Genomic DNA, 12,565 nt, shown 5'->3' on the forward strand with positions numbered 1-12,565 from the left:
GGTTTTTCAAGCGGATCGAGCTCACGCCGCCTTGGCCGCCAGCATGGACCGGCTGTTGTTGCCCACGCCAATCGTGGTAAAAATCACCAGCGCCTGGAAGATGGCAATGCCGACGAACACGCCAGCCGGATGGCCGGCATCCATCAACGCCGCAAACATCAGCGGACCGATGGCCAGGCCCGTGTCCAGCCCCGAATACACCACGCCGAACACGCGGCCGGTGGCGTTGGCTGGCGCCGCGCCCCGTATCATCAGGTCGCGCGACGGGCCGGCTATACCGGTGGCAAAACCCACCAGTCCCATCAGCACAATCGCCATCCAGGCCGGTACCACGGCTGCCGCCAGGATCAGCGCGAACACCGCTGCCGCCGCAAAAGCGCCGATGATGATGCGGTCGTGGCGGCCATTACCTGCACCGAGGAAACCGCCGTACGCCATGCCCACCGCCGACGACAGCATGAAACACGTGTAAGCCGACGTGGCCCACGCCAGCGACATGCCATACAAGCTCACCAGGCTGGTGGAAGCAAAGGTCTGCACGCCAGCCAGGGCCACCGCCGAAATCACGAAGAAGGCAAAGCACATCCACACCACTTTCAGGCGCAGGAAGCCAAGTGCACTTGCTCCGGCGACTACTGCCGCGCCGGTGGCGGGCGCGGTCGCCGGTTCCGGCCGCAGCGCGTGGCGGTTCCAGAGCAGCAGCGCCAGCACGCACAACGGCAGCACGGCCGCGCACAGCAGCGCAGTGCGCCAGTCGGTGCGGCCTGCCATCGACGTCAGGAACAATGGCGACAGCGCCCAGCCGATATTGCCGCTGATACCGTGCACCGAGAAGCCATGCGCCAGCCGTTTTTTTGACACGCGCTGGTTGAGCAAAGTGTAGTCGGCCGGGTGGAACACGCAGTTGCCGCAGCCAGCCAGGAAAGCGCCGGCCATCAACTGGCCGTAGTTCTGCGCCGACGACAGCACGACCGCCGACAGGCCGAGCAGCGCCACGCCGCTCATCAGCACCCCGCGCGCGCTGAAACGGTCCACCACGAAGCCCGCCATGGCCTGCCCCACGCCGGACACGGCAAAAAACACCGTCATCAAGAGGCCCAGTTCGCCATACGACAGGTTGAACTCGGGTTTGAGCCACGGGATCAGTGCCGCCAATATCAAGTGATAAAAGTGGGAAGTGCCGTGCGCCAGCCCGACCAGGCTGATCACCCGGGCGTCTTGCCGGAATAATTGTTTGTCATCCATTGTGCGCTCCTGTTGCTATTTTGAAACGCCAGTGTAGGCCGAAACGCGCCGTCTGATTTAAGATAGGACGACATCTTTTAGCGCGATTCCGCCACAACCTCGCCACCATGCCAGCTCCGATCGTCACGCACACGCTGTTCAACCGGGTAGGCGTCTACCCTACCCTGCAACGGCAAGTCACCATCGCCGGGCGCAACCTGGCCGCCAACGCGGTGCTGTTGCCGCATCACCATCCGTACGGCCAGTTCACGTACGCCATGCAGGGCATGGTGCGGGTGACCGCCAACAACAGCAGCTGGATCGTGCCGCCGCAGCGGGCGATCTGGATCCCGCCCGACATGGAGCACACGGTGACGGTATTGGAACCGACGCTGCTGCGGCCGGTGTTCGTACACGCGAGCCGCTCGCCGTTTGCCGGCGACGATTGCAAGGTGGTGCACGTATCGAACCTGCTGCGCGAGCTGATCGCCGCACTCGAGCAGCACGACGAGCACGAGCAGTCCGACCGCGAACGGCTGCTGAGCGAAATGATTCTCGATGAAGTAACGCGCTGCGCGGTGCGGCCGATGCGCGTGCCGCTGCCGATGGACAAGCGGCTGAAAGCCCTGTGCGATGCGCTGATCGACGATCCGGGCGTGGAGCTGACCTTGCAGGATTGGGCGGGCCGGGTGGGGGCATCCGAACGGACCTTGACGCGGTTGTTCGAGCGCGAACTGGGAATGAGTTTTGTGCAGTGGCGCCAGCAGGTACGGCTGGCGCACGCAGCGCCGTTGATTGCGCGCGGCATGCCGCTGTCGCAGGTGGCAGCCCAGCTCGGTTATGCGAGCCAGTCGGCGTTTTCGGCGATGTTCAAGAAAACCTTTGGCAGTACGCCGACGGCGTTTTTTAGCTAAGTTGTACTGAAAGCCGCCATCCCCGCGTGCGCGAGGATGACGGCTGAACGCCAGCCGTTACCTGTTACTTGAACGTCAGCTCGCCATTTTCCGCATCGACGTGAATCACGTCCTTCGGACCGAAGCGTCCTTGCAGAATCAGCTTGGACAGCGGATTTTCGATCTGCTGCTGGATCGCGCGTTTCAGCGGACGGGCGCCATACACGGGATCGTAGCCTGCCTCGGCGATCTTTTGCAGCGCAGCGTCGGTGATCTCGAGCGCCATGTCCATCTTGCCCAGGCGTTTTTCCAGGATCGCCAGCTGGATCTTGGCAATCGCGCCGATATTCTTCTCGTCGAGGCCATGGAATACCACGATCTCGTCGATCCGGTTGATAAACTCGGGGCGGAAGTGCGACCGTACCTCGGCCATCACCGACAGCTTGACCACTGACGGATCGGAATCTTCCATCGCCTGGATTTTATGCGAGCCCAGGTTGGACGTCATGATGATCACCGTGTTTTTGAAATCCACGGTACGGCCCTGGCCGTCGGTCATGCGGCCATCGTCAAGCGCCTGCAGCAGCACGTTGAACACGTCCGGGTGCGCTTTTTCCACTTCATCGAGCAGGATCACGCTGTACGGCTTGCGGCGCACGGCTTCGGTGAGATACCCGCCCTCGTCGTAACCGACGTAACCGGGTGGCGCGCCGATCAGGCGGGCCACCGAGTGCTTCTCCATGAACTCGCTCATGTCGATGCGGATCATCGATTCCTCGGTGTCGAACAGGAAACCGGCCAAGGCTTTCGACAGTTCGGTTTTACCGACGCCGGTCGGCCCCAGGAACATGAACGAACCGTATGGCCGGTTCGGATCGGACAGGCCGGCGCGCGAGCGGCGGATGGCGTCGGACACGGCCGAAATCGCCTCGTCCTGGCCCACCACGCGTTCGTGCAGTTTTTCCTCGATGTGCAGCAGCTTGTCGCGCTCGCCCTGCATCATGCGCGAGACGGGAATCCCGGTCGCGCGTGACACCACTTCGGCAATCTCTTCGGCGCCCACCTCGGTGCGCAGCAGGCGCTGCTTCGGCGGCGTATTCTTTTCCAGAGAGACGCCGTTGGCCGCAGCCGTTTCCGCCTGCTTCAGTTCCGCTTCCAGCTCGGGCAGGCGGCCGTATTGCAATTCGGACACGCGCTGCCAGTTGCTCTCGCGCGTGGCCTGCTCCATTTGCAGCTTGATGCGCTCGATCTCTTCCTTGATATGGGTGCTGCCCTGCACCACTGCTTTTTCGGCCTTGAGGATTTCCTCGTAGTCGTTCAGTTCACGTTGCAGGCGCTCGATTTCTTCCTCGATCAGGTCCAGGCGGCGGCGCGAGCCTTCGTCCTTTTCCTTTTTGACCGCTTCTTTCTCGATTTTCAGCTGGATCAGGCGGCGTTCGAGCTTGTCCATCACCTCGGGCTTGGAGTCGATCTCGATCTTGATTTTCGACGCAGCCTCATCGATCAGGTCGATCGCCTTGTCGGGCAGGAAGCGGTCGGTGATGTACCGGTGCGACAGTTCCGCCGCCGCAATGATGGCGGCGTCCGAAATGGCGACCTTGTGGTGCAGCTCGTACTTGTCCTGCAAGCCGCGCAGGATGGCGATCGTGTCTTCCACGCTCGGCTCATCGACCAGGATTTTCTGGAACCGGCGTTCGAGCGCGGCGTCCTTCTCGATGTACTTGCGGTACTCGTCGAGCGTGGTGGCGCCCACGCAGTGCAGCTCGCCCCGGGCCAGCGCGGGTTTGAGCATATTGCCCGCGTCCATGGCGCCGTCGGCCTTGCCGGCGCCGACCATCGTGTGCATTTCGTCGATGAAGACGATGGTCTGGCCTTCGTCCATCGCCAGCTCTTTTAACACGGTTTTGAGACGCTCCTCGAACTCGCCGCGGTACTTGGCGCCGGCCACCAGCGCGGCCATGTCGAGCGCGAGCACGCGCTTGCCCTTGAGCGAGTCGGGCACTTCGTTGTTGACGATGCGCTGCGCCAGGCCTTCGACAATCGCGGTCTTGCCCACGCCGGGTTCGCCGATCAGCACCGGATTGTTCTTGCTGCGGCGTTGCAGGACCTGGATCGCGCGGCGGATTTCATCGTCGCGGCCGATCACGGGATCGAGCTTGCCGGCGCGGGCGCGCTCGGTCAGGTCCAGCGTGTATTTTTTCAGGGCTTCGCGCTGGCCTTCGGCCTCTTGCGAATCGACCTTGCCGCCGCCGCGCACGGCCTCGATCGCCGCTTCCAGCGCCTTGCGCGTCAGGCCGCTTTCACGGGCCAGGGTGCCAGCGTCGGACTTGTCTTCGGTGAGGGCGAGCAGCACCATTTCGCTGGAAATGAACTGGTCCGCGCGTTTTTGCGCTTCGCGGTCGGCGAGGTTGAGTACGCCAACGAGTTCGCGGCTGGCCTGGACGTCGCCGCCCGTGCCCGAGACCTTGGGCTTGCGGTCGAGCGCATCCTTGAGCGACTTGGTAAGACCGCCAACGTTGACACCGGCGCGCTGCAGGATTGAGCGGGCACTGCCGTCGTCCTGGTTCAACAGCGCCAGCAGCAGGTGGCTGGGCTCGATGTACTGGTTGTCATTGCCCACTGCCAGGCTCTGCGAGTCCGACAAGGCTTCCTGGAGTTTGGTGGTGAGTTTATCTTGCCGCATGGTGATGCTCCGATAGATTTGAGTTAGCGCACAGATAGGGTTGTACGACTACTTTTCAAGACCTGCGACCAGAACCATTTGACAACATCAGGTAGAGGCGGCCCCCTGCCATTTGGCCAGCGCCGCGTCGTCGCTCACGCGGGCATCGACCCACCGGGCGCCGTCGGGCGTGACTTCCTTCTTCCAGAACGGCGCGTCGGTCTTCAGATAATCGATGATGAACTCGCAGGCGGCAAAGGCCTCGCCGCGGTGCGCGGCCGTGGCCGCCACCAGCACGATCTGGTCGAGCGGCTTGAGCGGCCCCACCCGGTGGATCACCAGCGCCCCGAAGGTTGGCCAGCGCACCCTGGCCTGCTCGATGATGGCCGCAATCGACTGTTCGGTCATGCCAGGATAGTGTTCGAGCTCCATCTCGGCCACGGAGGCGCCGTCGTTGAGGTCGCGCACCGCGCCGACAAACGTCACCACCGCGCCGATCTTCGGATTGGCGGCGCGCAGGCGCGCCACTTCCGTGGTCAGGTCGAAGTCTTCGGTCTGGATCCGGACCTGATTGAGTTGACTACCCTCGCTCATGCCCGCTCCGAACCGCCGATCCGGCGCAGCAGCTGCTCGATACGGCTGACGGTGCGGTCGTCGGCCAGCGCCGGCATCGCGCACAATTGCAGGTAGGCGGCGGTGGCCGACAGCGGCTTCTGGCCGGATTTCAACGACGATTGCAGCACTTCCACCTGCATTTTCAGGCGCTCGCGCGCGAACTCGGCGCCGGAATCGACGCCGGCGACGATCTCCAGGCGCAGCACTTCGTCAAGCAGCTTGGCGCGATTGGCTTCCAGCTGCCTGGTGTACGACTCGCGTCCCGCTTCCAGGGCCGTCACGCCCGCCGCAAAGCGGCCTTGCAGCGCCTTGTCGTAGTCGCCGCCAAGCGGCGGCAGCGCGGTCCAGCGGGCTTGCCAGGCGTCGGCACCGAGTTGCTCGCCCTGCCCTGCAATCGACTGCTCCAGCGCCTGCACCAGGCGCAGCTTGTCGCGCAGTGCATTGGCCTGGGCGGCGCCGGCACGGCGCTTGATGGCGTCGGCTTGCGCTTGCACGCCGGCCACTGCCGCCTGGTAACGCTCGTTGATGCGGGCTTCGGCCGCGCGCGGCACTACGCCGGCGCCGTTCCACGCCGTTTGCGCATCGCGCAGGGTGTGGGCGATGGCTGCCAGTTGGGCTTTGTCGTCGCCGCTGAAGGTGGCCGTTTCCAGCGCCTTGCAGAGGTCTTCGCGCGCATGCAGGTGGGCTTTGCGCTCGTGGTCGGCAGCGTGGGCGGTTTCCTTGCGCTTGGCGAAAATCGCATCGCACACGGTGCGGAAGCGCTGCCACAGCGCCTGCTCGATCTTGCGCTCGAGCGGCAACGCCTTGGCCAGCTCCTGCCAGCGTTCCTGCAGACGGCGCAGCTTGTCGAGCGTGTGGCGGTCGGCCGGCTGCAACTGTTCGGCTTCGGCAATCAGTTCCTCGCGCTTGGCGGCTTCGATCTTGCGCTGTTCGGACAATGGCGCCTGCAACTGGCCCAGGGCCTTGTCGAATGCCTGGTCGAGCTTGCGCTTTTCCTTGCGGTCGATGGCGCCCAGGCGGCCCCACACCTGGCGCAGCCGCTGCACGGCAGCGGCTACGTTTTTCAGGTCGGCGCCGTCATGGGCCGACTCGGCCATGGCGCGGATCTCGTCGATCAGCGCTTGCGCCTTGGCAGCGTTGGCGTGGCGTTCCTCGGCCAGGTGCTTGAAGTGGGCGGCGGCCGGCGCGTAGGCGGCAGTACAGGCGGCGTCGAACTTTTCCCACAAGCCCTTGGGCGCGTGGCCGGAGACGGCGTCGAGCTCCTTCCAGCGTTCGCGCATGCTGCCCACTTTTTGCGCCAGCTCGCTCATCGACAGGCCCTGGACCGGCAGTTCTTCCACGGCCTTGACCAGTTCCTCGCGCGAAACATTGCCGCTCCAGCGGGCCCAGTCGGCCAGGCGCTTGAGTTCGGCACGGACATGGTTCAGGTGGTCGGTCTGCTGTTGCGACAGGCGGATCTTGTGATCCTTGAGCCATTTGTCGTGCTCGGCAGCGGCGTGCAGCAAGCCCTGCTCGAGGGCTGCTTCCATGGCCTCCAGTGTTTCGAGGAATTTCTTTTCCACTTCCTTCGATTGCTGGGGCTTCGGTGGGCGTTCCTTCTTGGGCGCAGGAGCGGCGGCGGTGGCAGCAGGGCTGGCTTCGGCACCGGCGGCATTGGCGGCCGATGGATCGGCTGCCGCAGTAGCTGGGGTGTCGGCTGCCGTAGCGCCCGGTGCGTCGGCGCCGGAGGCCGCGGTTGAGTCGGGAGCAGCGCCAGCAGAAGCGCCGCCAGGTACGGCGGTGACAGCAGCTGCAGCAGCCCGGCGCCCGGCAGCAGCGAGCGCAGTACGTGCCTGCTCGAGGGCCTGGTTGTAATCGGACAGCAAATGGCGTGGCAATGCCGCGTGCTCGGGCGCCTGCTGGTAGTCGGCCAGGTCGGCCGCGTGGCGCGCCAGCGTTTGTTCGGACTCGTCCACCGGCAGTCCTGCATCCGGCAACTGGCGCACCACGGCCATGGCATCGATGATCTTGCGCTGCAGCGCCACTTGCGCTTCCAGGCGTGCGGCCAGCGCTGCGCGGGCGGTCGCATACGGCTCGGCCACGGCCGGCACCGCCGACGTGATGGCCCACTGGCGATCGAGTTCGGCCACCTGGTTCGGTGTCAGCTTTTCTTCCTTCAGCAGGCGCTGGGCCTGTTCGAGGCAGGCCTGGGCTTTTTGCAGCTCGGCCTGCTGGTAGCGGATGGCGTCGAGCCGGCCCTGCATCAGCTTGGCCACGCGGCGGTCGGTATTGCGCATGGCGGCCAGCACTTGTTCCAGTCCTGGCTGCGATTGCACGTGTTCGGCGGCAGCCAGGCGCACGCCGGCAAATTCGCTTTGCAGGATCAGGGCCACGGCGCCCACTTCGTCGCCAGCCAGCGCGGCGGCGCGTTGCGCCTGCTCGTCGCGGCGGCTGGTCGAATCCGCAGCCGCAGCGGCGGCGGCGCCCGCAGCCGCTGCGCCCGGAGCATTGGGCGTGGCCTGGGTTTGGGCGGTAGTGCGCTTAAAGATGAAATCGAACATGGGGCGCTATGGAGGTGGGATAAACCACCATCATAGCAAAGCAGAAGGAATTTGCCCGGCGGGCGTGCAGCGGGCGTGTAATTCTTGACGGGACGACGCGGTCAGTCTCAGTTTGCCAGGCTGTTGCGCAAGCTATTTGGCAATGGCTTCGTCGAGCAAGCCGTGGCGTGCCGCCGGCCGCGATCGTGCCGGCCGGGTGTGCTGCATGTCCTCTTTTTCCTCGTCATCGTCCACCAGCGGCAATACCTGCAACCCCGGTATCGTGATCTGGGCGTCCGTGAGTTGGCGGACCGCAGCACGTGGCGCGGCAGCGGCCGGGGCACAGCGCTTCATTTCTTCCAGGTGCTTGTCGTGCATCATCAATTGGTTGGCGATGGAAAACCAGGTGTCGCCGGCAAATGCCGCACGGGCGATGGCAAACAGTTCCTGTTCTTCCTTTTCCAGCCGCTTCAACATGGACGAACAAAAAGTTTCGATGCTGTCGCACACTTGCTCGACGCGAAAATCCTGCATACCGGCAAAAATACCCATCTTTTCCTGCAAGTTGCGGATGGCGGTGAGCGCCGACTGGTTCAGGCGGTTGAGTTCGTCTAGCAGGTGGTCGGCACGCTCGGTGGTCTGGCGCAGCGCGGGGATCAGGTACATTTCGGTCTTGCGCCAGTGACATGCTTGGTAGAGCTTGTGCAGCGATTCGCAAGCGAACTCGAGCTGCGAGAGCGTGATGCTGTTTTGCTGCAGCAAGGTATTACGGACGTATTGCTGGAACGATTGCAGGCTGAGGCGGACGCTGGCTTGTTCCACCGACAGCGCAACCAAGGTATATGTGGCTGTTAACATTCTGACTCCCAAAACTGAAGTTGCGCGCCCATGGCGAGACAGCGAGAGCGGAAGTGGAAAGTGTAAATAATTCCGACACCTGCGCCTTGACCCAAGACAAACCTGGTCCAACGCGGTGCATGAATTGAATGTCCAATATATAACAGTCTGCGGGCGAAATCTACTTCAATGGCAGTTGCAAACGCACCATGCCGGGTTCCTGGTGCGGCAAAACCACGCCGCCGAAATGGCGCACCAGTTTTTGCACGCCGAGGTTCTCGGCCAGCGCATCGCCAACGATCTCGGCAGTACCGCGCGAGCGGAAGTAATCGACCAGCTTGCCGAGCAGGATGTAGCCGAGCCCTTTTCCCTTCAGGTCCGACCGGATGATGATGGCGAACTCGGCACTCTGGCTGGCGGGGTCAAGCACCGCGCGCACCACGCCCAGGGTTTCGGCGCCGCCACCGGCAAGCGGCCGGGTCGCGATGAAAGCCATGGCGCGGTCGTAATCGATCTGGGTGAGGCGCGCCAGTTGGGCCGGCGGCAACTCGCGCATGGCGGTGAAGAACCGCAACCGCACGTCGTCGGCATCGAGCGCGTGGAAAAACGCCTGGTGCTGCGCGGCGTCCTCGGGCCGGATCGGCCGCAGCACGATGTCGCCGCCATTCCACGCCACCGTTTGCTCCAGCTCCTGCGGATACGGCCGGATCGCCAGTGTACGGCGGCTGCGCGGCGCCGCCAGTTGCAGGCGCGCGCTTAGCGCCACCACCGCGCCGCCGATCGCCAGCACCGGGTTGAGGTCGAGTTCCGCCAGCTCCGGCACATCGGTCAGCATGTCGGCCACCTGCACCAGCGTGCGCACCAGCGCTTCGGCATCGGCGGCGGTCTGGCCTTGCGCGAGCAGGCGCGAGATGCGGGTACGACCCACCATGTCGCGCGCCAATACCATGTTCAGCGGCGGCAGCCCGGCCGTGCGGTCAGCCGTGAGGTCGGCCAAACCCTCGGCCGCCAGCCCGCCCTGGCCGAAGAACACCACCGGCCCGAACACGCGGTCGATACCGATCCCGATACGCACCGCCGCCGGTGTGTGGCCGGCCAGCGCGGCCTGCTGCGGCGTGGCCAGGGCGATGCCATACGCGGCCAGCAGACTGCGCGCCTCGTCGTCGCTGAGGACCACCGGCCCCTTGTTTTTTTCCTGTTCCTTGCGGTGCGTCGCCAGCGCCGCCTTGACCAGCGTGCGCGCTGCCGCACGGGGCGGCGCGGCGGTGCCCGGCACCCCGGCCGGCACTTCCATCAGCAAGGCCTGGTTGCGGCGGTATTGGGCCATCTGCAAAAAGCCGTGGACCGCCGTCTCCGGCGTCTCGAACGTGGGCAGGCCGGCGTCGGCAAACTGCCGCCGCGCGCTTGCTGCCGAGACGCCGCCCAGCCAGCAGGACAGCACATTGCGGCCACCGGCCTGGAATAGCGGCGCCAGTGCCTGCGCAACCGCGTCGCTCGTCACCATCGCTGCGGGCGCGTGCAGGAACAGCAGTGCGTCGGTCTGGTCGTCGGCCAGCAATGCTCCTGCCGCTGCCACATACTGCGCTACCGGAGCATCGGCCGGCAGGTTGATCGCCAGGTTGGCCGTCGAGTTTGCGGTCGAGTTGGCAGTACTGCTGGCGGCAATCGCTAACCCCTGCTGCGCCAGGCGCTTGCGGGTAGCTGGCGACACCGGCGCCGGGCGCAGTTCACCTGCCGCCAGCGCATCGGCCGCGACCAGCGCCAGGCTGGCGCCATTGGTCAGCACGGCCAGTCGCTCGCCGCGCTGCGGACGGTGGCGTGCCAGCGTTGCCACGGCATCGAACAAATCTTCGGTGGAGTGCACGCGCAACATGCCGGCGCGGCGGATGGCGGCGTCGAACACCAGGTCCGCGCTGCCATCGAGCTCCTGGCGCGCCCCCAGCTTGAACACGATCACCGGCTTGGCGCGCGCCGCAAGCCGTCCGGCCGACATGAATTTACGGGCCGAGCGCAAGTCTTCCACGCACAGCAAAATCGCCTCGGTGCCGGCATCGGCGGCCAGGTAGTCGAGCAGGTCGCCAAAATCGACATCCACATCGTCGCCCAGCGTGACGAATTGCGAAAAGCCTATGCCGCGCTCGCCGGCCCAGTCCAGCACCGCCCCCGCCAGCGCCCCCGCTTGCGACACGAACGCCAGCTTGCCCGCGCCCGCCGGCCCATGCGTGAAGCTGGCGTCGAGACCCAGGGCCGGCGCTTGCAGGCCGATGCTGCCCGGCCCCAGGATGCGCAGCAGGTGCGGGCGTGCCGCGTCCAATAACGCCTGGCGCTGCGCCCGGCCGCTCACTTCCGTCATGACAATGACGGCGCGGGTGCCGCGCGCGCCCAGTTCGGCGATCAGGCCGACGATGGTGGCCATCGGCGTGCAAATAATCGCCAGATCGGGCGCCTCGGGCAGCGCAGCCACGCGCGCGTAGCACGGCATGCCGTGCAACTCGGTGTACTTGGGATTGACGGGCCAGATTTTCCCCGCCGCGGCAAAGCCGCCGGCAGCCAGGTTGGCCAGCACGCGGGTGCCGACGCGGTGCGGCTTGCCGGACGCGCCGATCACAGCCACGGAACGGGGCGCCAGCAAGCGGTCGAGATGTTTGATGCTCATGCGGCCCTTTTCAGTGAGTTGCTACCAGCGCGACGTGTGCTCCTCGGTCACGCCCATCATTTGCGTTACGATGCGTTTCGGCTCGTCGGGCGTGCTGCGCACCCAGCCGGTGAACGTGCCCACCGGTTGCAAAAACCGGCTGGCTGCGACCAGGTTATTGCGGTTGTCGCGGCGCGCTCCCTCGGGTGTGAAGTGCAGCTCGAGCAAATCGTCTTCCGTAAAAATATGCCAGGTCGATAGCGGATCTTTTGCATCGTACAGGAAGCGGGCCGGCGCCAGCGCGTGCACCTGGCCGTCGAGCCACAGGGCGTTCTCGTTGGCGCCGAAATAGCCGGCCTGCAGGTTGAACCCCAGTTCGAGCGTGTGCGCCGAGGCCCAGCGCCACGCAGTGTTGCGCGCCAACAGGCCGTTGGAGTAGTCGAAACTGGCCACGCCGCCGGCCAGGTCGTATTCCTCGCGCCAGGTACGCACTTCGCCGCTGAGCGGCATGCCCGATGATTTTTGCGTGGTATGCACGGCGCCGCCGGCCACCGTGCCCACAGCCAGCAACAGCGGCGCGTTGGGCGGGCCGAATTCGGCGTCGATCTCCAGGTGGTCGCACGCCACCGACAGCGTAAAGCTGCCCGCGCCCGACGGCTCGAGCGCGATGCGGCCCTTGGGCGACTCGAAATAACTGGCGCCGCCCGAATGGTCGGCCACCCGACCGCGCCGGCCCAGGCGGCCGTCAGCGGAAAAATTGGCCAGCATGTCGCCGTCGTTGCGGTCGAACGCATAAGCGAACGCGGTGCTGGTCCAGCCCAGGTCGACGATCGCCACGCCGCAAAACACCCGCTCGGTGCACAGCGCCACGTAATGCCAGCGCTTGTGGTGCAGGCGGCGCCACAGCGCGCCATGCGCGTACGGCGGCGCCAGGCCGTCCCAATCGATATGACCGGTCTGGCCGGCATAGCGGCCCAGCAGCGGCTGGCCGTCGGCACTCAATAGGTTGGCCGGCGCGTGAGGCAGGATCATGCTGGTTCCGTTTTTCTCAAGATTGGTCCTCTGCCCGGTGAGTATCGATGGCCGGACATCCGGCCCGTCACTATTTTAATAAGGATTTCAAAGTAGCTGACAGTCCGGATGCGCTATATTGTGTTTTTCCCGGTTGTTTACTCTCAAT

The 12,565-nt window shown here is 65.1% G+C and carries 8 protein-coding genes; 1 reads left to right on the top strand and 7 read right to left on the bottom strand.

What is annotated here, in order from left to right; genetic code table 11:
* Positions 1-21 precede the first annotated feature (21 nt).
* A complete protein-coding gene (locus F8197_RS14940; protein ID WP_152882523.1) occupies positions 22-1,245 on the bottom strand; it encodes an MFS transporter in 1,224 nt (407 codons plus the stop codon).
* Positions 1,246-1,352: 107 nt separating this feature from the next.
* Between F8197_RS14940 and F8197_RS14945 the strand changes: the two genes are divergently transcribed.
* Positions 1,353-2,138, top strand: a complete 786-nt coding sequence (locus tag F8197_RS14945; protein ID WP_056144706.1) for a helix-turn-helix domain-containing protein — start codon at positions 1,353-1,355, stop codon at positions 2,136-2,138.
* Positions 2,139-2,202: 64 nt separating this feature from the next.
* Here the strand turns inward: F8197_RS14945 and clpB are convergent, their stop codons facing one another.
* The 6 genes from clpB to F8197_RS14975 form a co-directional block, all read right to left on the bottom strand.
* Positions 2,203-4,800, bottom strand: a complete 2,598-nt coding sequence (clpB, locus tag F8197_RS14950; protein ID WP_056143993.1) for an ATP-dependent chaperone ClpB — start codon at positions 4,798-4,800, stop codon at positions 2,203-2,205.
* Positions 4,801-4,887: 87 nt separating this feature from the next.
* Entirely contained in the window at positions 4,888-5,373 is a 486-nt protein-coding gene (locus F8197_RS14955; protein WP_152882525.1) for a molybdenum cofactor biosynthesis protein MoaE, read from the bottom strand.
* Entirely contained in the window at positions 5,370-7,934 is a 2,565-nt protein-coding gene (locus F8197_RS14960) for a DUF349 domain-containing protein (protein ID WP_152882526.1), read from the bottom strand. The genes F8197_RS14955 and F8197_RS14960 overlap by 4 nt, the downstream gene beginning before the upstream one ends.
* A 132-nt stretch (positions 7,935-8,066) precedes the next feature.
* On the bottom strand, positions 8,067-8,771 hold the full coding sequence (locus tag F8197_RS14965) for a hypothetical protein (RefSeq protein ID WP_152882528.1): 705 nt from the start codon (positions 8,769-8,771) through the stop codon (positions 8,067-8,069).
* A 160-nt stretch (positions 8,772-8,931) separates the two neighbouring features.
* Positions 8,932-11,406: a bifunctional acetate--CoA ligase family protein/GNAT family N-acetyltransferase gene (locus tag F8197_RS14970; protein WP_152882530.1), complete on the bottom strand. Its 2,475-nt coding sequence runs from the start codon at positions 11,404-11,406 to the stop codon at positions 8,932-8,934.
* A 21-nt stretch (positions 11,407-11,427) separates the two neighbouring features.
* Positions 11,428-12,417, bottom strand: a complete 990-nt coding sequence (locus F8197_RS14975) for a DUF2804 domain-containing protein (RefSeq protein WP_152882532.1) — start codon at positions 12,415-12,417, stop codon at positions 11,428-11,430.
* Positions 12,418-12,565 lie beyond the last annotated feature (148 nt).

This window comes from Duganella sp. FT27W, assembly GCF_009295655.1.
GTDB lineage: Bacteria > Pseudomonadota > Gammaproteobacteria > Burkholderiales > Burkholderiaceae_D > Rugamonas > Rugamonas zoogloeoides.